The sequence below is a fragment of the Rhizobium sp. BK196 genome, from assembly GCF_014193255.1.
Classification (GTDB): Bacteria; Pseudomonadota; Alphaproteobacteria; order Rhizobiales; family Rhizobiaceae; genus Rhizobium.
On record NZ_JACHZB010000003.1, the window covers coordinates 44,923 to 67,901 of the forward strand.

At 61.0% G+C, this 22,979-nt stretch carries 20 protein-coding genes; 2 read left to right on the forward strand and 18 right to left on the reverse strand.

Translation table 11 applies throughout. The annotated features are described in order from the left end of the window. Window positions 1-30: 30 nt before the first annotated feature. Complete coding sequence (trmFO, locus tag FHT78_RS11345) at window positions 31-1,464, forward strand: methylenetetrahydrofolate--tRNA-(uracil(54)-C(5))-methyltransferase (FADH(2)-oxidizing) TrmFO (protein ID WP_183743602.1); 1,434 nt, start codon at window positions 31-33, stop codon at window positions 1,462-1,464. 2 nt (window positions 1,465-1,466) lie between these two features. On the opposite strand, the gene FHT78_RS11350 is transcribed toward trmFO, so the two are convergent. The 5 genes from FHT78_RS11350 to yajC form a co-directional block, all read right to left on the reverse strand. Beyond that, window positions 1,467-1,934 carry a hypothetical protein gene (locus tag FHT78_RS11350; RefSeq protein WP_183743604.1) on the reverse strand — a complete coding sequence of 156 codons (468 nt, stop codon included), beginning with the start codon at window positions 1,932-1,934 and terminating at the stop codon, window positions 1,467-1,469. Between the two features lie 68 nt (window positions 1,935-2,002). After that, a complete protein-coding gene (locus FHT78_RS11355; protein WP_183743606.1) occupies window positions 2,003-2,851 on the reverse strand; it encodes a phytoene/squalene synthase family protein in 849 nt (282 codons plus the stop codon). Between the two features lie 2 nt (window positions 2,852-2,853). Beyond that, window positions 2,854-3,240, reverse strand: coding sequence for an Mth938-like domain-containing protein (locus tag FHT78_RS11360; protein WP_183743608.1), 387 nt, complete (start codon window positions 3,238-3,240; stop codon window positions 2,854-2,856). 4 nt (window positions 3,241-3,244) lie between these two features. After that, complete coding sequence (gene secDF, locus FHT78_RS11365) at window positions 3,245-5,764, reverse strand: protein translocase subunit SecDF (RefSeq protein ID WP_183743610.1); 2,520 nt, start codon at window positions 5,762-5,764, stop codon at window positions 3,245-3,247. Window positions 5,765-5,807: 43 nt separating this feature from the next. Continuing rightward, on the reverse strand, window positions 5,808-6,155 hold the full coding sequence (gene yajC, locus FHT78_RS11370; RefSeq protein ID WP_007813582.1) for a preprotein translocase subunit YajC: 348 nt from the start codon (window positions 6,153-6,155) through the stop codon (window positions 5,808-5,810). Between the two features lie 209 nt (window positions 6,156-6,364). On the opposite strand from yajC, the gene FHT78_RS11375 reads away from it, so the two are divergent. Beyond that, a complete protein-coding gene (locus tag FHT78_RS11375; protein WP_183743612.1) occupies window positions 6,365-7,237 on the forward strand; it encodes an ATP-binding protein in 873 nt (290 codons plus the stop codon). Between the two features lie 131 nt (window positions 7,238-7,368). Here the strand turns inward: FHT78_RS11375 and FHT78_RS11380 are convergent, their stop codons facing one another. The 13 genes from FHT78_RS11380 to FHT78_RS11440 form a co-directional block, all read right to left on the reverse strand. Beyond that, entirely contained in the window at window positions 7,369-8,982 is a 1,614-nt protein-coding gene (locus FHT78_RS11380) for a peptidoglycan DD-metalloendopeptidase family protein (RefSeq protein ID WP_183743614.1), read from the reverse strand. 160 nt (window positions 8,983-9,142) lie between these two features. Beyond that, a complete protein-coding gene (locus FHT78_RS11385) occupies window positions 9,143-9,796 on the reverse strand; it encodes a protein-L-isoaspartate(D-aspartate) O-methyltransferase (RefSeq protein WP_183743616.1) in 654 nt (217 codons plus the stop codon). Next, entirely contained in the window at window positions 9,793-10,566 is a 774-nt protein-coding gene (gene surE / locus FHT78_RS11390) for a 5'/3'-nucleotidase SurE (RefSeq protein WP_183743618.1), read from the reverse strand. Before surE ends, FHT78_RS11385 begins: the two co-directional genes overlap by 4 nt. 4 nt (window positions 10,567-10,570) lie before the next feature. Continuing rightward, a complete protein-coding gene (gene serS / locus FHT78_RS11395) occupies window positions 10,571-11,854 on the reverse strand; it encodes a serine--tRNA ligase (RefSeq protein WP_183743620.1) in 1,284 nt (427 codons plus the stop codon). Window positions 11,855-11,947: 93 nt separating this feature from the next. Further along, complete coding sequence (tatC, locus tag FHT78_RS11400) at window positions 11,948-12,775, reverse strand: twin-arginine translocase subunit TatC (RefSeq protein WP_183743622.1); 828 nt, start codon at window positions 12,773-12,775, stop codon at window positions 11,948-11,950. Further along, on the reverse strand, window positions 12,772-13,413 hold the full coding sequence (gene tatB, locus FHT78_RS11405; protein ID WP_183743624.1) for a Sec-independent protein translocase protein TatB: 642 nt from the start codon (window positions 13,411-13,413) through the stop codon (window positions 12,772-12,774). The genes tatC and tatB overlap by 4 nt, the downstream gene beginning before the upstream one ends. Before the next feature lie 51 nt (window positions 13,414-13,464). Next, the gene (locus FHT78_RS11410) at window positions 13,465-13,656 is read right to left on the reverse strand and encodes a twin-arginine translocase TatA/TatE family subunit (protein WP_183743626.1); all 192 of its coding nucleotides are present in this window, start codon (window positions 13,654-13,656) and stop codon (window positions 13,465-13,467) included. A gap of 182 nt (window positions 13,657-13,838) precedes the next feature. Then, the gene (gene scpB, locus FHT78_RS11415) at window positions 13,839-14,561 is read right to left on the reverse strand and encodes an SMC-Scp complex subunit ScpB (RefSeq protein ID WP_183743627.1); all 723 of its coding nucleotides are present in this window, start codon (window positions 14,559-14,561) and stop codon (window positions 13,839-13,841) included. Next, a complete protein-coding gene (locus FHT78_RS11420) occupies window positions 14,558-15,418 on the reverse strand; it encodes a ScpA family protein (protein WP_183743629.1) in 861 nt (286 codons plus the stop codon). Before FHT78_RS11420 ends, scpB begins: the two co-directional genes overlap by 4 nt. Before the next feature lie 25 nt (window positions 15,419-15,443). Further along, window positions 15,444-16,457 (reverse strand): beta-N-acetylhexosaminidase, encoded by a 1,014-nt coding sequence (gene nagZ / locus FHT78_RS11425; protein WP_183743631.1) that lies wholly within the window; start codon window positions 16,455-16,457, stop codon window positions 15,444-15,446. A 108-nt stretch (window positions 16,458-16,565) separates the two neighbouring features. Next, on the reverse strand, window positions 16,566-19,859 hold the full coding sequence (locus FHT78_RS11430) for an SPOR domain-containing protein (protein ID WP_183743633.1): 3,294 nt from the start codon (window positions 19,857-19,859) through the stop codon (window positions 16,566-16,568). 61 nt (window positions 19,860-19,920) lie between these two features. After that, window positions 19,921-21,678, reverse strand: coding sequence for an arginine--tRNA ligase (gene argS, locus FHT78_RS11435; RefSeq protein WP_183743635.1), 1,758 nt, complete (start codon window positions 21,676-21,678; stop codon window positions 19,921-19,923). Between the two features lie 62 nt (window positions 21,679-21,740). Continuing rightward, window positions 21,741-22,958 (reverse strand): deoxyguanosinetriphosphate triphosphohydrolase, encoded by a 1,218-nt coding sequence (locus tag FHT78_RS11440; RefSeq protein WP_183743637.1) that lies wholly within the window; start codon window positions 22,956-22,958, stop codon window positions 21,741-21,743. Window positions 22,959-22,979 lie beyond the last annotated feature (21 nt).

The window sequence follows — 22,979 nt, forward strand, 5'->3', positions numbered from 1 at the left end:
TCGCATGTGCTGGCGTGATATCAGCCGCCAATGACCGATAATTCCTCCTACTCCCCTATTCATGTCATCGGCGGCGGACTCGCCGGCTCCGAAGCTGCGTGGCAAATCGCCAATGCCGGCGTTCCCGTAATCTTGCATGAAATGCGCGGCGTGCGCGGTACGGATGCGCACAAGACCGATGGCCTTGCCGAGCTCGTCTGCTCCAACTCCTTTCGCTCGGATGATGCTACCAGCAATGCCGTGGGCGTCATCCATGCGGAAATGCGCATGGCTGGCTCATTGATCATGGCGTCGGCCGACAAACATCAGGTGCCGGCAGGCGGCGCACTGGCCGTCGACCGCGATGGCTTTTCTGATGCCGTGACCGAGGCGATCCACGAGCATCCGCTGATCACGGTCGTGCGCGAGGAGATTTCCGGCCTGCCGCCGAAGGACTGGGATTTGGCCATTATCGCCACGGGTCCCCTGACCGCGCCGTCGCTGGCAGGCGCCATCCAGGCGGAAACGGGTGAGGATTCTCTTGCCTTTTTCGATGCCATCGCGCCGATCGTTTATCGTGACAGCATCGACATGGACATCTGCTGGTATCAGTCCCGCTACGACAAGGTCGGTCCCGGTGGCACGGGCAAGGACTATATCAACTGCCCGATGACGGAAGAGCAATACAATGCCTTCGTTGACGCGCTGATCGCCGGCGATACAGTCGGTTTCAAGGAGTGGGAAGGCACGCCCTATTTCGACGGGTGCCTGCCAATCGAAGTGATGGCCGAGCGCGGGCGCGAGACGCTGCGCCATGGGCCGATGAAGCCGATGGGCCTCACCAACGCGCATAACCCGACCGTGAAAGCCTATGCCGTCGTGCAGCTTCGCCAGGACAATGCGCTCGGCACCCTCTACAACATGGTCGGCTTCCAGACGAAGCTCAAATATGGCGCCCAGGCCGATATCTTCCGCATGATCCCAGGGCTTGAGAATGCCGAATTTGCCCGGCTCGGCGGTCTGCACCGCAACACCTACATCAATTCGCCCACCCTGCTCGATCCGTCGCTAACTTTGAAATCGCGGCCGGGCCTGCGCTTTGCCGGCCAGATCACCGGCTGCGAAGGTTATGTCGAAAGCGCAAGCGTGGGTCTGCTGGCCGGCCGCTTTGCCGCTGCGGAACGCAAGGGAGAACCAGTCTCGCTTCCCCCCGCAACAACGGCGCTCGGTTCGCTTCTTGGCCATATCACTGGCGGCCATCTGGTCACTGACGAGGAGCCGGGTAAACGCTCCTTCCAGCCAATGAATATCAATTTCGGGTTGTTTCCGGAGCTTCAGCCAGGTTCCATCGTCAAGCCTGAAGGCGTCAAGCGCTTTCGGGGCAAGGATAAGACGATCATGAAGCGTCAGCTGATCGCCAAGCGGGCGCTTTCAGATTGCGCCACCTGGCTCGCGCAGGATGTCGAACGCGCCGAAAGCGCCTGAGTTTAGTGGCCGTTCACCGCCGAGGTATTCGGCACAGGCAGTTCCTTGTCCTGCTCAGCAACATAGTTGCCGAGCAGCCAGAGCGAGACTTCTGACGCTTCCTTGGCAGAAGCGAACTCGTAGGTGCCGTTGTGATGGGGGGCGTTGGCAAATTCGATGCTCAGCCCCTTGCCCGTTTCAGACGCCAGAACGCGCACCGAGCCCGGCTCGATCAGATGGCAAGCGAAATGGCGCGACATGTTACGCATAAAGCCCGCCTTGTTGTCATGCAGACGCACGAAGATGGCCTGCCCATCGACTGTCGCCTGAAGCTGACGGATCGCCTCATTGGGGAATGCGCGGCCGAATTCGATGATCGCAAGGCCCGTGTCGTGCAGGCCATCTTCCTTGTTCTGAGCAGCCATGCGCGTCGCCACATAGGCGATGAAGATGACGATGGCGAAAAGAACGCACCAGACGATAATGCCCATGCGGATTCTCCCTTTAGAATGGGTTATGCCTGACATAACGCGCGAGACTTGCGCGAGTTTGACCGTCGTCAGATTTTCTTGCGCATACCGGCAAAAGCCATGCGCATCTGACGGCGCCATTGCGGCTCCTGCAGCGATACTTCCAGAACGGCTGCACCGCGCTTCTGCGCCTTCACCAGCACCGGTTCCGCGAGCGCAACCGGCAGGAAGGCGGGCAGCACCGATGGCGGCAGCGCAGACGCTCTCGCCTTGGCAAGGTGATCGCGACCGAGCCCGGCGAAAGCTTCGATGGCCGCAGAGATGCGCGGCCTATCCGCGCCAGCCAGGAAGCTCTCCCGGTCAAGGCCTGTCGCCGAGAGAATTTCGAGCGGGATATAGACCTGTCCGCGACGTTGATGGAGCGGCATCAGCAGTAACATCCCAGATATAGCCTGCGCCACGCCGGCATGACCGGCGGCATCCGCGGATTTCATCGCCTCTTGCGGGGAAAGGATGAGGCCGGCAAGCTGAATGAGTGCAGAGGCTGTTTCGCCCGCATAGCCTTCCAGCGCGGTTCGGCTTTCCATTGGGTCGTCGTAGAGATCGAAGATCCGCGCCTCGATCATGTTGACGAGCGTCTGGCGTGGAAGCCGATGCGTCTCGACCGCCGAAAGAAGGGCTGCCGCGAGTGGATTGGCATCAGTCGAGCCGTGCGCATTGCCTTCCAGGAGGTCGCGCCAGTACTGCATACGAATCTCGCCGGGCAACGGTTCGTGAACGAGATCGCGGATGCGGGCAAGCTCGGCATTGAAGGCATAAAGGGCGGCGAGCGCACCACGCTTGTCATCAGGTGATAGCAGGCAGGCGAGGTAGCGATCGCGATCGGTGTCGCGCAGCATTGCCAGGCTGATGTCCTGGTTCGTCGTTGGATCGGCCATAATCAGACCGCGATCAGGGCGGCGGCGACGGCACGCTGTTCGGAGAGCATGATGTTGAAGGTGCGCACGGCGGCACCCGTGCTCATTGGATCGGAGGAGATACCGCGCGCTTTGAGGGCGGCACGCAATTCTGCAGGCAGGCGGCGAAGTTCCGTGCCTGTGCCAACGAGCAGGACTTCGATATCGGCGGCTTCTTCGAGCACACGGCGAAAATTTTCCACCGACAACGGCTTCGTCATGTCCATCTCCCAGCCGTGGATGCCCGAGGGCAGGCAGAGGATGGAGCCGCGATGCGACATATCCGCAAACCGGAATCCTCCATTGCCATAGGTGTCTATGGGAGCGCGGCCCGGGAAATGGGCGTCGCGGATTTCAATGCCTTTTGCCATGTATCTACACCACCGGCTTGCCGGATTTCATGCTGATGTCGCCCTCGTCCTTGCCATCGGTCTCGCGGCGCAGCCGGAAAATGATGAGAACAGGCGCTGCTATATAGATGGAGGAGAATGTCCCAAGCGCAACGCCGAAGAGCATGGTGAAAGTAAAGGAGCGGATGACGGCGCCGCCGAAGATGTAAAGCGCAAGCAGCGCAAGCAAGGTCGTGGCGGCCGTCAGGATGGTACGCGAGAGCGTCTGGTTGATCGCTGCATCGATCAGGATCGGCAGCGGCATTTTCCTGTAGCGTTTCAGGTTTTCGCGCATGCGGTCATAGACGACGACGGTATCGTTCAGCGAATAGCCGACGGCGGTCAAAAGGGCCGCGACGCTCGTCAGATTGAATTCCATACCGGTCAGCACGAAGAGACCGAGCATGATGATGACGTCGTGCAATGTCGCGACGATCGCACCGACCGCAAACTGCCATTCGAAGCGTATCCAGATATAGACGAGGATGGCGAACAGGGAGGCAAGGATACCGACCGTTGCCAGCATCGTCAGCTCGCTGGAGACAGCTGCTCCGACGACCTCGACGCGGCGGAAGTCGTAGTCCTCGGCCAGTTCGCCGCGAATGAATGTTGCGACCGACTGCTCGGCATTTTCGCCGCCGTCCTGCGAGCCGACACGGATCAGGGCGTTGGCGGCATCGCCGATGCGATCGACACGCACCGGCCCGAGGTTCAGTTCGTTGAGACGGGCGCTCAGATCGGCAATATCGGCATTGCCCTGCTTCGCCTTGACCTCGATCAGCGAGCCGCCGGTAAAGTCGATGCCGAGCTGCAGACCGACCGTTGCGAAGGCGAGCATCGCGGCGATGCAAAGTGCTGCCGACGCCGTGAAAACGTAGCGGCGGATGCCCATGAAACGGATATTGGTGTGCTCGAACAGCCCGGTCAGCGCGCTCTTCGGCAGGTGGCGCGGATGTCGTCTTGCAAGCCAGGCAGTCACCAGCCCGCGCGTCAGCGTAAAAGCCATCAGAATGGTCGTGAGGATGCCAACAGCCAAAGTCACGGCAAAGCCGCGAATGGATTCACTGCCGACGAAAAACAGAATGACGGCAGCAATGAAGATGGTAACGTTAGCATCGACGATGGTGGCGAAGGCACGCGAGAAGCCGCGCTCCACCGCCTGGGCGAAGGTGGTATGCGGCACCCTCTCCTCTTCGCGGATGCGCTCATAGATTAGCACATTGGAATCCACGGCCATGCCGACGATCAGCACGAGGCCGGCAATGCCTGGGAGCGTCAGGGTCGCACCGGCAACGCTTAGGAATGCAACAATCAGCACCAGATTGAAGCCCAGCGAGACGACGGCGATAATGCCGAGCATGCGATAGAGCGCGGTCATCAGCGCCGCGACCAGCACGACCGCGACAATGCCGGCGACAAGACCGGAGAAGACGGATTCGGAGCCGAAGACCGGGCTGACAGTTCGCTCTTCCACCGATGTGAGTGTTGCAGGCAGCGCGCCGGCCCGTAGCATGACGGCCAGATCCTGAACGCCTTCTTCGGAGAAATTGGCTGATATCTCGCCGCTGCCGTCCGATATCGGCGCTTCGATGACCGGATCAGCCATGACCTGATCATCAAAGACGATGGCAAGGTGTTTTCCGACATTGGCGCTCGTCGCTTGCGCCAGACGCTTCGCCGCCTCGGCATTCAACCGATAGACAATGGCGCTGTCCTGCGTTTGCGGATCGGTCTTGGTATCGACTTCGGCAAAATCGGCGCCTGTCGCAATTACAGTGCGATCAACGAGATAGGGAACCGGCGGATCATCCAGCGAATAAAGCACCTGCGATGTCGCGGGCCAGCGGCCCGCAAGCGCCTGCTGGCCGGTCATGCTTTCGTCAATGAGGTGGAAGGAGAGTGCGGCGGGTTCGTTCAGCAGGTTCTTCAGCCGTTCGGCGTCGACGGAGCCCAGCACCTGCACGGCAATCCGATCGTTGCCGTCAGGACGAACGGTGAAATTCTCTTTGCCGAAACCAGCGATACGGCGGGCTACAATATCGAGCGAGCGGGTCTGCGCAGCAACCGTGTCCGCATCGATCGCCTTGTCAGAGATCTGCAGCGTCAGCTGGCCGTCGTTGCTCTGCTGCAGCGAGATATCGGTTGATGTCAGCGATTTCAGGAGATCGGCTGCGGTCTGCAGCTGGGCCATGTCGGTGACCTTGACCGTCACCGTCTGCGCGGTTCCGGCAAGCCCCGTATAACGGATGCCGGCGCCGCGAAGCTTTTCACGAACGCTGGCAACCGTTGCCTCGAGCCGATTCCTGATAATGTCGGAGCGTTCGAGGCGAAGCACGATATGAGAGCCGCCCTGAAGATCGAGACCGAGGGTGACGCGGTCCTGCCGGATCCAACTGGGCAGGGAGGAAAGCTGCGCCTGGCTCAGGAGATTGAGCGCAGCGATGATGATAGCGGCAATCGCAACCAACCAGATCAGAAGTGTTTTCAAGCGGGAAAAATGGTGCATTCTCTCGACTATCTTCCGATCCGGCGGGTGTTGCTATCGCATATTACGCAGCGTCGGCCTTAACCGGCTCGCCCTTCACGCGGACTTCGGAAATGCCCGTGCGGACGATGCGCACGCGCACGCCTTCGGCAATTTCGACTTCGACTTCCTTCTCGTCGACTACCTTCGTGACCTTGCCGACGAGGCCGCCGCCGGTCACGATCTGATCGCCGCGACGGATCGCCTTCAGGGTTTCCTCACGCTTCTTGGCTTGCGCGCGCTGCGGGCGGATGAGCAGGAAATACCAGACCACCATCAGCGGCACGAACAGGATGATCATTTCGAGGCCTGAGCCGCCGAAAGCGCTCGTGGCGTCGGTTGCGCTCTGGGCAAATGCCGGGGTGATAAACATGCTAAGCTCCTCAGGCTGTGGGCGGCGGAACCCCGCCTCTCTTTTCAAGTCGCCGGACTATAGTTGCAGCCTTGATGAATGCAACAAAAACAGCCGGAAAGCGTACCGATTCCGCTGCCTCATAACCTTTCCGCTGTGGAAAGGCCATGGTAGCCCGGCATCAAAAAGCGAAAGCGGATGATCGCTGCAATTTATGAAGGAGGCACCCGATGGCCGAAGAAATCAACAGCGTTCTGCTGCAGGAGCTGAAGAGGCTTGCAGATGCAGTCGAACGACTGGCCGGCGCCCCACCTGCTGCCAATGATTGGAACGCCGCCGACTGTTTCGTCTGGTCCCCTGCCCGCCAGTATCTGCAGCCCGTCAAGCGCCCCAATCGCGTGGCGCTGAAGCTCATCCGCGGCGTCGATCATGTGCGCGACATCCTGCATGAAAACACCGTACGTTTTGCCGAGGGCTATGCGGCCAACAACGTGCTGCTCTGGGGCGCGCGTGGCATGGGCAAGTCGTCGCTGGTCAAGGCCGTGCATGAAGATGTGCGCCGCGAGAGCGCCGTATCGCTGAAGCTGGTCGAAGTGCATCGAGAAGACATTGCCAGCCTACCGACGCTACTCGACCTCCTCAAGGACACGCCGCACCGTGTCATCGTCTTCTGTGACGACCTCTCGTTCGACCACGACGACACCGCGTATAAGTCGCTCAAGGCGGCGCTCGATGGTGGCGTAGAAGGGCGTCCGGATAATGTGCTGTTCTATGCCACGTCCAACCGGCGCCACCTGCTGCCGCGCCACATGATGGAAAACGAACAATCGACCGCGATCAATCCGTCGGAAGCCGTCGAGGAGAAGGTCTCACTCTCCGACCGGTTCGGCCTGTGGCTCGGCTTCCACAAATGCAGCCAGGAAGACTACCTGACGATGATCGATGGCTACGCCGATCATTTCAAGCTCGGTCTCGACCGTGAGAAGATGCATGCCGAGGCGCTGGAATGGGCAACGACCCGCGGCGCCCGCTCCGGCCGCGTCGCCTGGCAATATATCCAGGATCTGGCCGGCCGAATGCGCATCCATCTCGACCGCGCTTAAGCACTTCCGGCGCGCGCCGTTATCGAAACCCGCTGCAGAGTTTGCGCCACACGCTTTAAACGACAAAAGCCCGACTGCTGGCCGGGCTTTTGCACTTTCCTGAAACGCTCTACCTGCTCAGGAAATGTCCTCTATTCAAGGAATGTCATCGGGTTGACCGGGGACGCATCCTTGCGAACCTCGAAGTGCACCTGCGGCTGCTTGACGTTGCCGCTCATGCCCGACATGGCGACCGTCTGGCCACGCTGGATCTTCTGGCCGCGGGTGACGCTCAGCGTGTCGGCGTTGCCGTAGACGGTGACGGTCCCGTCGTCGTGACGAACAAGTACCGTGTTGCCGAGTTCCTTCAGGCCATTACCGGCATAGATGACCACGCCGTTTTCAGCAGCCTTGATCGCCGTGCCCTGCGGAACCGAGATATCGATGCCATCATTGCGGCTGCCGTTGACGTTGGCGCCATAAGCAGCGATCACCTGGCCGCGAACCGGCCAGCGATATTTGCCGATGCCGGTTGCTTCCGGAGCGGCAGCGCTGACATCGGACTTCTTCTCGACATCATCGACCGTCTGTGTCGCGGCAGGAGCCTTGTAAGGCGCCGGCTGCGCGGAGGCAGTCTGCACCGGGGCTGCGGCCGGCTGAGCGGGCTTGACCTGCTCGACCTTCTGCGCCGGGATGGAGGCCGTCTTGATAGTGTCGGCGGAAACTCCGCCGTTCGGGATCTTCAGTTCCTGGCCAATGCGGATCGAGCTTGCCGACAGATTGTTGGCTGCCTTGATATCGTCGATGTTGGCGCCCGTCGCCTTGGCGATCTTGGCAAGCGAGTCTCCCTGCTTGACTGTATAGGTGCCCGCAGCGCCATTCGGATTCTTGCCGCCTGCCGGTGGCGCCTTGCCTGTCGGGTCTGCGTTAGCGACGGTCTTGTCGCGAGCCGAATTGGCACCGGGAATGACAGCAACCTTCTGCTCCTGGCCCTTCGTCGGCTGCGGCAGGTTGCCGGGCTTGGAAAGATCAGCGGACTGGGCTGCGGCCTTGGCGGCATTGTTGCCGCCGTTAAAGGTCGGGATGAGGATCGCTTGGCCGGGCTGCGCCGCGGAAGCCGTCTTCAGATTGTTGACACGCAGGATTTCCTTTTCCGGAACGCCATAGCGGCGGGAAAGGACAGCGATGTTTTCACCCGGGCGCAGCGTCACCGACGGAGCATTGATCCCCGACCAGCCCGAAACCTTCGGCGTCGTGCCCGTCGTCAGCGTATCGGGAGCAACCTTCGGAGCATTCACACCTGCCGGAGCGATGCGATCAGGCTTCGGGGCGGACGGGAACGGTTGAGCGAGAGCGACATCCCTTTCCCGCTGCCGAGGAGAAACGGATCCTGCGCTCGGTGGCGCGAGTTCGGTGCGCTGAACGGAAACCGGTGCGGATGCCATCCGTGCGGGGGAGCCTGAGGAGGCGACCGGATCATAGCTCGGGCGGCCCGGATAGGGCTGGTTCATCGCCCCATTCTGAGCGTAGGACGGCTGCATGGCCGAACCACCGAGATCGGCACGCGGCACCGGGTCGCCCTGCGGCCCGTTGAAACTCCTGCGCGGGATCGAATTTGTCGTCATCTGATCCTGCCCGGAAGAGGAAAACAGACTGCCGAAACGTGTTACATCTGAGCTGCAGCCCGTTGCTGCACTCGCCAGCAAGGCGACGACCAGAAGATTGCCGGCCGATTTCCCGAACTTCGGCGAAAGACTGAAACGCATGACTCGACCCACTTAGAACGCAACCATTTGTGAATCTATTAAAGCGCGTTAGTGTTACCATGCGGTTAAGGCGCTGGAATCAGTGCTATATTTTTGAGAACTTGATAACCATAAGTTTGCGGGCGAAAAATCATAGCCGCCGGACCTTGCGCCCGCTGGTCTAAAGCTGTGAAGCAAGCCTTGGAACAATCGGCAGATAGGGAGCGTCGAAAAGCTCTTCCCGCTCAAAACGGCTGCCCGTCTTCGTCAGCCGCACCATGCGGCATTCATTCTCGGAGATGATCAGCGGCGCAATCATGGAACCGCCGGACACCAGCTGATCTGCATAGAAGCGCGGCATGGAATTGAAGGCGGCCGTAACGAGGATGCGATCGAAAGTACCCTCGCCCTGCATGCCGTTGCTGCCATCGGCCTGACGGATAATGACGCTGCGCAGACTGAGGGCTTCCATGCGGCGCTGGGCCGAAAGCGCCAGGGTCTTATAACGATCGACCGTCAACACGCGTTCCGCAATGCGACCGATGACCGCCGCAGTAAAGCCGCTGCCTGTGCCGATTTCGAGCACGCGCTGGCCAGGACGGACCTTCAGGTGATGCAGAAGTCGGACGGCGAAATCGACGCCCTCAAGAAAGGCCCCGCACTCGATTGGGATCGTGCGGCTGGAATATGCGTTCTCGGCAAATTGCGGCGGTACGAAAAGCGAGCGCGGCGTCTGCTCGACCGCCGTCAGCAGATCGATGTCGGAAATGCCTTCCGCGCGCAATCTCAAGACCAGCGCTGCGAAGCCTTCCTTCTCGGCCAGTTTTGCCGTCAACCCTTTACTCCGTGTCCGAGCGCCCGCGCTACGCGGTCCGTCACGGAATAATCGGTCAGATCAAGTTTCAAAGGTGTTACTGAAATCCTATTATGCTTGAGAGCGTGAATATCGCTGCCCTCGGTAAAGGCGCCGGCGCGCTCGCCGAATTTCAGCCAGTAATAGGGGAAGCCGCGGCCATCCGTGCGCGCATCGACCTGCAGATTGAAGGCAAGCTTGCCCTGCGCCGTCACTTCGACGCCCTCGACTTCATCAGGACGGCAGTTCGGGAAGTTGAGGTTCAGGAAGGTGCCTTCAGGAAGATCGACGGTCATCAGGCTTTCGAGCAGCGCGGGCGCGTGCGCCTCGCAGACCTCCCAGGGCAGGATGCGGGCACCGTCATCATAGCTATAGGCCTGGCTGAGCGCGAAGGAACGCACGCCCTGCATCGTGCCCTCGATGGCGCCGGCGATCGTGCCGGAATAGGTTACGTCGTCGGCGACGTTGGAGCCGGAGTTGACGCCGGACAGAATGAGGTCCGGCTTGAAATCCAGCACCTGCTTGACACCCATGATGACGCAATCGGTCGGCGTGCCGCGCAGCGCATAATGCTTGTCGGAAATCTTCCGGAGCCTGAGCGGCTCCGAAAGGCTGAGCGAATGCGCAAGGCCGCTCTGGTCGGTTTCGGGGGCGACGATCCAGACATCGTCGGAAAGCGCCCTTGCGATCCGTTCCAGCGCACCCAAGCCTTCGGCATGGATACCGTCGTCATTCGTCAGCAGGATGCGCATTGTCTCAAGCCGCCCGTTCGATCTTCGTCAAACCGCCCATATAGGGCAGCAAAACGTCCGGAATCGCGACGGAACCATCCTCGTTCAGATAATTTTCGAGAACCGCGATCAGGCAGCGGCCGACCGCCGTACCGGAGCCGTTCAGCGTGTGAACGAATTTCGTCGCTTTGTCGTCCTTGCCGCGATAGCGGGCGTTCATACGTCGCGCCTGGAAATCACCGCAAACGGAGCAGGACGAGATTTCACGGAAAGTGTTCTGGCCCGGCAGCCAGACTTCGAGGTCGTAGGTCTTGCGCGAACCGAAACCCATATCGCCGGTGCAGAGCGTCATGGTGCGGAAATGCAGTCCGAGGCGCTTCAGCACTTCTTCAGCACAGGCAGTCATGCGCTCATGCTCGGCAATCGAGCTTTCGGCATCCGTGATCGAGACCAGCTCGCACTTCCAGAACTGATGCTGGCGCAGCATGCCGCGCGTGTCGCGGCCGGCCGAACCCGCTTCCGAGCGGAAGGACGGGGTCAAGGCGGTGAAGCGCAGCGGCAGCTTTTCCTGGTCGAGGATTTCCTCGCGCACTAGATTGGTCAGCGTCACCTCAGCCGTCGGGATGAGATAGCGACCGTCCGTCGTCTTGAACAGATCCTCTTCGAACTTCGGCAGGCTGCCGGTGCCGAACACGGCTTCGGCGCGCACCATCAGCGGCGAGCTGACTTCGGTATAGCCGTGCTCGCTTGTGTGAAGGTCGATCATGAACTGGCCGAGCGCCCGTTCAAGTCTCGCGAGCGGCCCGGTCAGAACCGTGAAGCGCGAACCGGAGAGCTTGGCAGCACGGTCGAAATCCATATAGCCGAGCGCCTCGCCGATTTCGAAATGCTCCTTCGGCGTGTGGTTCCAACGCGGCTTTTCGCCGGCGATGCGGGTGACGACATTGTCGTGTTCGTCCTTGCCGACAGGTACGTCGTCAAACGGTACGTTCGGAATACGCGAGAGCTGATCGTTGAGTTCGGCGGAAAGCGCACGCTCTTCCTCTTCGGCAGCCGGCAGCGTTTCTTTGATCTCGGCGACCTCGGCCTTCAGCTTGTCGGCAAGCTCGGCATTCTTCTGCGCCATGGCAGCACCGATCTCCTTGGAGGCGGCGTTGCGGCGGGAGAGCAGGTCCTGCGCCTTCTGCACCGCGGAGCGGCGCTTTTCGTCAAGGGCGATGAGAGATTGCGACAGAGGTTCCGCGCCGCGCTTGGCAAGGGCGGCATCGAGAGCCTCGGGATTCTCACGGATCCATTTGATATCGAGCATCGTCGTTCCAGATCGTTTCAACAGACATGAACCGGTCGGAGAAACCCCCGACCGGATGGAAACGGCAGAACTCAAGGAAGTATCGCGAACCGCTCAGACGCTGTCCGTCTTGGAGACCTCAGAGGATTCGCTAGCCTCTTCAAGCGCCTGCTGGGAACGCTGACGCTCCACGAGTCGTGCCGCGTAGATGGAAATCTCGTAGAGAAGGATCGTCGGCAGCGCAAGACCGATCTGGGACATCGGATCAGGCGGCGTCAGGACAGCAGCCACCACGAAGGCGAGCACGATCGCGAACTTGCGCTTTTCGGCGAGCCACTGCGACGTCAGAAGGCCGACGCGGGCGAGAAGCGTGGTGATGACCGGCAGCTGAAAGACGAGGCCGAAGGAGAAGACCAGCGTCATGATGAGGCTCAGATATTCCGAGACCTTCGGCAAGAGCGAGATCGCCACCTCATCGTGGCCCGGCGCTTGCTGCATCGACAGGAAGAACCACATGACCATCGGCGTGAAGAAGAAATAGACCAGCGCGCCGCCCATGAGGAACAGGATGGGCGATGCGATCAGGAACGGCAGGAAAGCCTGTCGTTCGTTCTTGTAGAGGCCAGGAGCGACGAACTTGTAGATCTGTGCTGCGATGATCGGGAAGGCGATCACAAGCCCGCCGAACATGGCGACCTTGACCTGCGTGAAGAAGAACTCCTGCGGCGCCGTATAGATCAGCTGCGCTTTCTCGACATCGAGATTGGCCCAGCTGACGGCAAGCTTGTAGGGGTAGACGAGGTAATTGAAGATGTGCTTGGCGAAGATGAAGCACACGATGAAGGCGATGAAGAAGGCAGCGATCGACCAGATCAGCCGCGTGCGCAGCTCCATCAGGTGCTCGATCAAGGGCTGCGGCTTGTCTTGTATATCACCGCTCATGCCTCGTCCTTCTTCTTTTTAGCGGCCGGCTTTGCAACAGTGGTCGGCTTCTTTGTTGCAGCAGCGCGCTTCGGCTTCTCGACCGGTGATGCGACCAACGCGACCGCGTCAGCTTTGGCTGCAGCCTTCACACGCGGCTTACGCACCGCCTTCGGCTTTTCGGCCACGGCGACCGGAGCAACGGGGGCGGCAGCGACCGGCTGCGGCGCAGGAACGACCGGCGGCGTTTCCGGCAGGCTCATGGACGGCGCCGGCACGGAAACTTCCGCAGGCGGCACTTCCGTCGCAGTCTCGGCGCCATGCTCTAGCGGGCGCTGCTCTGCCGGCTTCTCGACCTTGGTCGAATTCTGCAGGTCGGCCTTGATCTCGTTGCCCATCTGGCGCAGCGGGTTCATCGCCTCGCGCAGGCTATTGACCGGGTTGAGCTTCTGAGCGTCGCTGATCGTGCTCCGCACGTCATCAAGTTCGGCTTCGCGCAGCGCTTCGTCGAACTGGGCACGAAACTCGCCCGCGACCTTGCGGGCACGTGCCGTCATCTTGCCGAAAGCGCGCAGCATCGGCGGCAAATCCTTGGGACCGACAACCACGATCAGAACGACCGCGATAACCAAGAGTTCGGTCCAGCCAATATCGAACATGCAAGGCTCCTGAACGGGCGGCGCGGGGGCTGCGCCCTTTCCCGTACGTAATTACTTCGTTTCGTCGGCCTTGTGATCGACGGTCTTTGCGGTTTCCGGCGCGTCTTCGTCCGTCATGCCCTTCTTGAAGCTCTTGATGCCTTTGGCAACGTCGCCCATCAGTTCGGGGATCTTGCCGCGGCCGAACAACAAAAGCACGATGGCCAGAACGATAAGCCAGTGCCACATGCTAAAAGAACCCATTACCATACTCCCTGTTGCGGTGTTCCCTCGATGTAAGAATTTCCGATCTGGTTTCCAACATCAATCCTTCTGGATTGAGCTTAATGTCACGGTATCGGCCTTTGTGACAAGCCATTCATCTATCGAAAAGTCGTGATTGACATTGTTTTGCGCGGGCGTGGCAAAAGCAAGACCAGCCGTCGCTATTCCTCAGAAGCGCCGCCGGGCGCCAGCAGCCCGAGTTCCTCGAGATCCATCTGAGTGATCGGATCCTCGTCCTCGGTCAGTTCGTCGTTCATGAGGGGCGAAGGAATGTTGAAATTGGCGGGGATGCGACCAGAGAGAAGGCCGGCACCCTTCAGCTCTTCGAGACCCGGCAGGTCGCGCAATTCCTCGAGGCCGAAATGGTCGAGAAAATCTCGCGTCGTGCCGAGCGTCACCGGCCGGCCCGGCGTGCGGCGGCGGCCACGGAACCGCACCCAGCCCGCTTCCATCAGCACGTCGAGCGTGCCGCGCGAGGTCTGTACGCCCCTGATATCCTCGATCTCGGCGCGCGTCACCGGCTGGTGATAAGCGATGATCGCCAGCACTTCCAGCGCTGCGCGGGAGAGCTTGCGGACCTCATTCTCATCGCGACGGATGAAGAAGGAGAGGTCAGCGGCAGTGCGGAAGGCCCAGGCATCATCGACCTGCACGAGATTGACGCCCCGCGGCGCGTAGTGGTCCTTCAGGCGCAGCATGATCTCGCGCGCATTAAAGCCCTTCGGCAGACGCTCGGTGATGAAGCCTTCGGATACCGGCTGGGCGGAGGCGAAGACCAGCGCTTCGGCTATACGCTCCGCTTCGATCTCCGCCTGCAGATTGCGGAAAGCGTCTTTGCCTTCCCCATCTTCACCTTCAAAGTCCTCGTCCTGCGCGCCGATCAATCCGACTGCTCCTGTTCGACCACCTGCAGGGTGGCATGTTTCGGGCCGCGGCGCATATAGATCGGCTGGAAGGCGCCATCCTGGCGGATTTCCAGCTTGCCCTCGCGCACCAGCTCCAGCGAGGCGGCGAAGGCACTGGCGACAGCGGTAACACGCTCGGCAGGGCTTGCGAGATAACGCAGCAGATATTGCTCGAGCGCCGTCCAGTCGACGATATCGCCGATCATCTGGGTCAGCAGTTCGCGGGCATCAGTCAGCGACCAGACGTTGCGGCGCTCGATCGTCACCTGTGTAATGGCGTGACGCTGCCGCAATGACGCATAAGCGCTCAGCAGATCGTAGAGATTGGCATCATAATCGGACTGATGGCGAGCGGGAATATGCTCCGGCGCGCCGCGGGCGAAGATATCCCGGCCGAGCCGGTTGCGATTGACGAGACCGTCGGCCACCTGGCGCATCGCTTCCAAACGCTTGAGACGGAAGGCGAGCGTTGCAGCCATCTCCTCACCCGAGGGGCCGTCGTCCTTGACCTGCTGCGGGATCAGCAGCCGCGACTTCAGGTAAGCGAGCCAGGCCGCCATGACGAGATAATCGGCAGCCAGCTCGATACGAATACGGCGCGCGGTTTCGATGAACTGCAGATATTGTTCCGCAAGGGCGAGAACGGAAATCCGCGACAGATCGACCTTCTGGTTGCGGGCCAGGTAAAGCAGCAGGTCGAGCGGGCCTTCGAAGCCCGCGACATCGATCACAAGGGCCGGCTCATGCGTAGCGCGCTCAGCGCCATTCTCCTGCCACAGCTTGTCCATCGGCGTCGATGCCACCTGGGACCGCTCTGTACCCTTGATCGTGTTCACCCTACCCTGCCTTTCCGGCCGTCCCTCATGCTATTGCGAAGATGGCGTCGAATTCCGCCCTTATCACCGCCTCTTCCGCAGAATCCGGCGTGGGGAAGCCTTCCTCGACGGCCTTCGCCCGTCCACGCGCAGGGCCTGCCAGCGGCGGTACATTTGCCACGACCTGACGCATCTCGTCCATATGACCGTTGCAGTGCAGCACGATATCGCAGCCGCCTGCAATGATATTCGCCGCTCGTTCACCGATCGTGCCGGCGAGCGCGTTCATCGAGGTATCGTCCGACAGCAACAGTCCCTTGAAGCCAATCTCTGTGCGGATCACCTCATCGATCATCTTGCGGGAGGTGGTCGCCGGATTATCGGGGTCGATGGCCGTGAAGACGACATGGCAGGTCATTGCCATCAACTCGTCCTTCATGGCGATGAAGGGCGGGAAGTCGTGCGCTTCCAGCTCCTCGCGCGACACCGTTACAACGGGCAGCTCCAGATGTGAATCCGCAAAACCGCGCCCATGCCCCGGCATGTGCTTCATGACGGGCAGCAGGCCGCCCGCTTTCAGCCCTTCGGCAGCAGCCCGGCCCATTTCCGTAACAGTGACGGGATCGCCGCCATAGGCCCTGTTGCCGATGACATTGCTGCTGCCTTCGACCGGCACGTCCAGCACCGGCAGGCAATCGACATTGATGCCGAACCTCTGGAGATCGAAGGCGTGCAGGCGCGACATCAGCCAAGCGGCGCGCAGCCCAAGCGCTCGATCGCGGCGATAAAGGTCGCCAAGCGCCTGCCCCGGCGGATAGTGCTGCAGGATTGGCGGGCGGATGCGCTGAACGCGACCGCCTTCCTGGTCGATCAGCACGGGCGCATGCCAGCCGACGCAATCGCGCAGCTCGGCAATGAGATCGCTGATCTGCTGGGCTTCGGAAATGTTACGTCCGAAGAGGATGAAGCCCCACGGGCGTTCTGCCCTATAAAAGGCCTTCTCTTCGTCGGTCAGCTTGAGGCCGCTGCAGCCAAGGATCGTTGCTTTTGATTCGGTCATGCTCGAATCATAAGGGCCGCCACGCGAATTGCGAGCAAGGTCAAGCGCCATCCCACAAAAAAGAACGGCGGGACAAGCCCGCCGTTGCGATAAAGAAAGCCAGAAAGCTTACTTGGAGATCAGGCAGCTTCCGCCGGCGGAGCGATACTGCTCGCAAAGGACGGCAGCTTCATCCTTGGAGCCGGCCGGGATGCGAACGCGGTAGAAGGTACCCTTTCCGGCAATATCGGCCTTGCGAATTTCGTAGGCGCGGCCACCGAGCACGCCGGCGAACTTCTTCGACAGGCTGGCGTAGGACTTCTTTGCCTCATCCTCAGACGGCAGCGATGCAATCTGGATACCGTAGCCACCGCTGGCGGCAGCCGGAGCCTGCTGTGCCGGCGGGGCAGCGGCTGCTGCAGATGCCGAAGCGACCTGCGTCGGCTTCTGCTGAGCCGTTGGGCGGACATTGCCGTTTTCGGTTACCGTGCCGACGACATTGACCGGCTGTTCGACCGGCCGGGCCGTCGGGACGGGTGCCGTATCCGTCGTCGCAGCCGATGCTGCATCGGTGACCGATGTCGTCTTGACCGCGCGAACCGGCGGGTCGACCTTATCGGCGTTGGCGGCGCTTACCTCAGCCACTTTCGCCGTCTGAGAGGGCTGGGCTGCAGGCGCTGCTCCGACGGGCGGAAGAGCGGCGGACGCAACCTGATTGCCGTTCTGATTCCCGGTGCTAGCCGGGAAGCTCGCGGCGGACGGTGTCGCGGCCGGCTGGGCTGCAGGCGTTGCCGATGCAACTTCTTTTGCCGGCGCGGACTGCTCGGCAGGTGCCGGCTCTTCGCGGGCAACGAGCGTGCCGTCCGGCTTGACGATCATCGTGCGGACCTTGCGTGGCGAGACGGAAGGCGTTGCATCATCATTGGCCGTGGAGGCATCCGCAGTCGCGTTGTGGTCCGGCAGCAGCCGCGGATCCTGCGTCTCGCCGACGGCAGTCGGCAGCACCGAATCGCCGTTGCCTTCATCGTCATCAGGCGAGACTTCAGGCGTCAGCGTACGCTGAACGACATCGACCGGCTGTTCGTCGGAGGAGACCAGAGCCTTCTGTTTCGGCTCTTCGGCAGCGCCCGCGACACGATCATAGACGGCCTTGTCCTGGTTTGGCACGGTCTTGCCGCCCGGATTTTCGGGAGCGACCTTTACCGGATCCTTATCGGCAGTGATGACGCGCGGTTCGCCGGAACCGGCGATGCCGAGGCCGGAACCGTTGGACACCCAACTGTAGACACCATATGCGCCCCCAGCAAAAACGACCAGCATAGCGGCTGCAGCCAGCAGGCGGCGCATGGAGCGGGCGCGGTTGAAATCCGCGGTCTGGCTTGCGGATTCGATATGGACTTCGGAAACGGTCTCGCGGCGTTCGACCGGCTCGCGCACGCTGCGGCGGAAGTCCTCTTCCAGCGCGCGTTCAAAATCATCAAGACCGTCGGCGAAGGCGGTGCTTGCCGGCTTGGCCGCAGCGACGGCCGTTGCAGCAGCGGCCGGGGGCGCCCAGGCAGGGGCGATCGGCGCCTTTTCGTGGCGCTTGGCGGGCTCGAAGAAGCTTGCGATCTCGGCATCGAGATCGAAATCGAAGTCGGCGGTCTTGGCGATCGGTTCCGGATGCTCGACAGGCGGCAGCGTCGGAACATGCATGTCCTCAACCGTCTCGGGACGATCTTCCGGATCGGAGATCATCGAGGGATCGAAGGGCAGATCCTCGGTGGATTCACTTGCCGGCACCGGCTTGGCGTAGCTCACCGGTGCTGGCTGCGGCTCCGGCACGAAAACCGGCGCGGCTTGTGGCTGCGAACGTGGCGTAGGTTGAGCTGCGACCAAGGGCGCTGCACGCACGGGCTCGGGTTTGGGCTGCGGAGCCGGCGGCTCTGAGAAATCGAGATCGGCGAGTTCCAGCTCGATGCCGGCGAGATCCAGCTCGAAATCGTGGCCGGCAAAGGGATCTTCGGCTTCCATTTCCGGCTGACGTGCGACCGGCGCGGGCGCGATAGGCTGCGAGACCGGCTCTGCTGGCTCCCGAACCGCCGACTTCGGCGCTTCGGGCTGGCGAAGAACGGGAGTCGCACGGCTCATCGGCACGGGCGCGATCACCGTCGGCTGCGCAGGTGCGCGAGCAACGGGCGCTTCGAAGACAGGAGCCTCAAAGACGGGAGCCTCGAAAACTGGCGCGGCAGTTGCCTCTACCGGCTGCGGCGCCACCGGCGCGGCAACAAGTTCGGGCGCCGCGCGCTGAGGCACCGGATAACGGGAGACATCCGCCAAGAGATCGTCGAGATCGAAGGCACCCGGATCGAAGGCTGGCTCCGGCGGCGCTTCCGTCAGGCCAGCATCGGCGTGAACGTCGCCTTCGGCTGTAGCGGCAATCAGATCGAACCCGGCATTGTCGGGTTCGCCAGGCCCTTCGAAGGCAGCGACATCTTCGGCCGTTGCGACAGGCTGGTCAGGAAGGGCGACTTCTTCGTGGCGATCGATCTCGGCCGGAAAACCAAAGGATGCCGCAACCGGCTCGAAATCCGCGGCTTCACCCCCCGCGACCGGTAGAGTCTCGTCGGCTACCTTAGGCGCACCCACTTCGGATTCGACCGTCAATTCCGGCTCGGCCGCAAATTCAGGCTCGACAGCGAGGGCATCAACCGAAGCCTGAGCCAGCTCAAGAACGGGTGAATCGACGATAGGCGCCTCGACGACGGGCTCGGAAAGAACCGGCTCTTCGCGACGCGGTGCGTGAAAATTAGCGATCGGCAGACGAATGCTGGCAGCCGACCACTGCGGCGCCTTCGCCGGTGGCTGAACGGCCGGAGCGACGGAGCCGCCGATCGAAAGCTCAAGCTCTTCGATCAGGTCGCGGGCGCCACCATAGGCCGTGAAGATAACAGGAGGTTCTCCGGGAACAGCGACCGGCTTCGACGGAGTGGGAGCCCGGTCGGTGGCGACAGGCGCTTCCCATTCGGCTGCGACCGGTTCAGGCGCAGCTACTTCGGGAGCTGCGGAAGCTTCCTCATAAAATTCTGGCTCGACGACAGGTGCCTCGAAATCGGACACAACCGACGGGGCAAGCTCTTCGCCGATGGAGGGCACGTCCTCGTGGACAGGCTCGACATAGTCGTAGATTTCGACTTCCTGAGCGATTGGCTCGGCCGGATGATCGAGAGCAGCCAAAGGACGCGGCGCGTCATAGCGCTCGAACTCACGGAGAAGCTCGTCCTCGAGATTGAGAGCCGGCTCCTGCCGTGCGGGTTCGCTTACGGTATTGGCCGCGACGCGAGGTTCAAAGCCAACAATACGAGCGAGTTCTGCCAACGGATCGTCGTCGGCAAACATATCGTCTTTACCACGCGTGTCATACGCAAGTCGTTTATCAGCCATGCCCATCCCACTCAGAAACGCAAACACTCAAATGCCAGCGCATTGTGGGGAAATGGTGACGTTATCGCATTTCGTCCGGTGCGGCAGTGCCTGTAATGGCAAGTCCCGACTTCAAAACCGACGCGACGGCGTACACCAGCCCAAGTCTGGCAATACTTGATTCTCGGTTCTTATCGTTAACAAATCGTAATTCCGTCTGATCTTTACCTTTGTTCCAGTGGGCGTGGAAGGCGCTGGCAAGATCATAGAGGTAAAAAGCGATGCGATGCGGCTCCTGAGACTGGGCTGCACTTTCGACGATACGCGGGAATTCTGCAGCCTTGGCAATCAGCTGCAATTCGGCGGAATCCGTAATTCCTGCAACGGATTGGGCCAAAAGCTCGGGCGTCGGAGCAAGATTGGGGAAGGCTTCCTTCGCCTGCCGGAAGACGGACATGCAGCGGGCATGCGCATACTGCACGTAAAAGACCGGATTATCTTTGGATTGTTCCGTTACTTTGGCAAAATCGAAGTCCAACGGCTCCGAGTTCTTGCGGTAAAGCATCATGAAGCGGACCGAATCACGCCCGACTTCGTCGACGACATCGCGCAATGTGACAAAATCGCCCGAACGCTTCGACATCTTAACCGGCTCACCATCACGGTAGAGCTTAACAAGTTGGCAGAGCAGCACCGTCAGCTTCGCCTTACCGTCGGAGACGCCACGTGCAACTGCCTCGAGGCGCTTGACGTAGCCGCCGTGGTCGGCGCCGAGCACATAGATCATTTCATTGAAGCCACGGTCGAACTTGTTCTTGAAGTAGGCGACGTCGGCAGCGAAATAGGTGTAGGAGCCGTCCGACTTGATCAGAGCACGATCGATATCGTCGCCGACTTCGGTCGAGCGGAAGAGAGTCTGTTCGCGGTCTTCCCAATCCTCAGGCAACTGGCCCTTCGGAGGCGGCAGCGTACCCTTGTAGACATAGCCCTTGAAGGTCAGGTCGTTGATGGCGGTGCGGATGGCAGCTGCGCCATTGGCATGCAGCATGCGTTCCGAGAAAAAGAGGTCATGATGGACGTTGAGGGCGGCAAGATCCTCGCGGATCATCACCATCATCATCTCGATGGCGCGATCCTTGACGATCGGCATCCACTGCTCTTCCGGCATGTTGTGCAGGCGCACGCCATATTCGGCAGCGAGCGATTCTCCGACCGGAACGAGATAGTCGCCGGGATAGAGACCGGATGGAATCTCGCCGATCTTCTCACCGAGCGCCTCGCGGTAACGCAGGAAGACGGAGCGCGCGAGCACATCGATCTGCGAGCCAGCGTCGTTGATGTAATATTCCTTGACGACATCGTAACCGGCAAAGGCGAGCAGGTTTGCCAGCGCATCGCCGACGACAGCGCCGCGGCAATGGCCGACATGCATGGGGCCGGTCGGATTTGCCGAGACATATTCGACGTTGACCTTCTTGCCCTGCCCCAGTGCCGAGCGGCCGTAGCCGGTGCCCGATTGGATCATCGAGGCAAGCAGGCGCTGCCAGTAGCCGACGGAGAGCCGGATATTGATGAAACCCGGGCCGGCGACCGAAACCTCGGCGACGTCGGTGTCTTCCTGCAGCTTGGCAATGATGATTTCGGCAAGCGCACGCGGATTGGTGCCGAGCGGCTTGGCAAGCACCATGGCAGCGTTGGTCGCCACATCGCCATGGCTCGCATCACGCGGCGGCTCTACGGCAATGCGACCGAAATCGAGCTCGGATCGCTTTTCCTTGACCAGATCGAGCTGTTCAAGGGCGTTTTTAATCCTGGCTTCGAAATCGGTAAAAAGATTCATCGCACTCTTCCATGCACAGGCTGTGCCAACAGGTTTGCCGGCGGCTGCCGGGCGCCCGCTGCCTATCGCAAATCCGGAGTGTGGTCAAACAATCGCCTGTGGGCACTGATGGCATAGGTATCCGTCATGCCGGCCAGATAGTCCCCAACATGGCGGGCTTTCGGCGCGTCGGAAAGACCGGCGATATGGTCGACCCAATAATGGCTCTGCATCTCCTTGGGATTGGCCATATAGGCACCGAAGAGATCCTTGACGATCTGAGCGGCACCGGCGCGGATGCGCATAATATCGGCATTCCGGTAGATGCGCTTGAAGAGCATCGCCTTGATCTGCCTGTCGGTCTCGGCCATCTCGTCCGAAAAAGTTGCCATTACGTGATCCGCATTGCGGATATCGTCGGCGCTTTGCGGGTTCAGCTCTGCCAGGCGCTTCTGCGCTACGCCGATAACATCCTCCACCATGCGCGTGATCTGACGGCGCATGATTTCATGCGTGAAGCGGCTCGGCTCGAGATGCGGATAACGCTCCCTGACCTCGGCCATCAGCCCGGCAAGAAACGGAATTTCCTCCAGCATCTCGAAATTCAGGTAGCCCGAGCGCAAGCCGTCATCGATGTCATGGGTGTTGTAAGCGATATCGTCGGCAATCGCTGCCGCCTGGGCTTCCAGGCTCGCATAGCTCGCAAGTTCCAGATCATGCAGTTCGCAATAGTCGAGTATCGGCTGCGGCACCGGCCCTCGCGTGCCGACACCATCGGCCGTCAGCAGCGGACCGTTGTGCTTGACGAGACCCTCCAGGCTTTCCCATGTCAGGTTGATGCCGTCGAATTCAGCATAACGCCGCTCGAGTTTGGTGACGATGCGCAAGGATTGGGCATTGTGGTCGAAGCCGCCATAGGGCAGCAGTTCTTCATGCAGCGCATCCTCGCCCGTATGGCCGAAAGGCGTATGGCCGAAATCGTGGACGAGCGCCACGCCCTCGGCCAGATCCTCATCAGCCTTCAGGGCGCGGGCAAGCGCGCGGGCGATCTGAGCCACCTCGATCGTATGCGTGAGGCGTGTTCGGTAGTGATCGCCATCCTGGGCGATGAAGACCTGCGTCTTATGTTTCAGGCGGCGGAAGGCCGTCGTATGGACGATGCGATCGCGGTCACGCTGGAAATCGGACCGTGTCGGGCTGCCGCTCTCCGGATAGAGACGCCCGCGCGACTTCCATGGATCTGCCGCATAGACCGCTCGTTCCCCGTAACCGAAACCCAATGCATGCCTGTCGAAGCTCATTCTTCACCGTCACTAACGCGT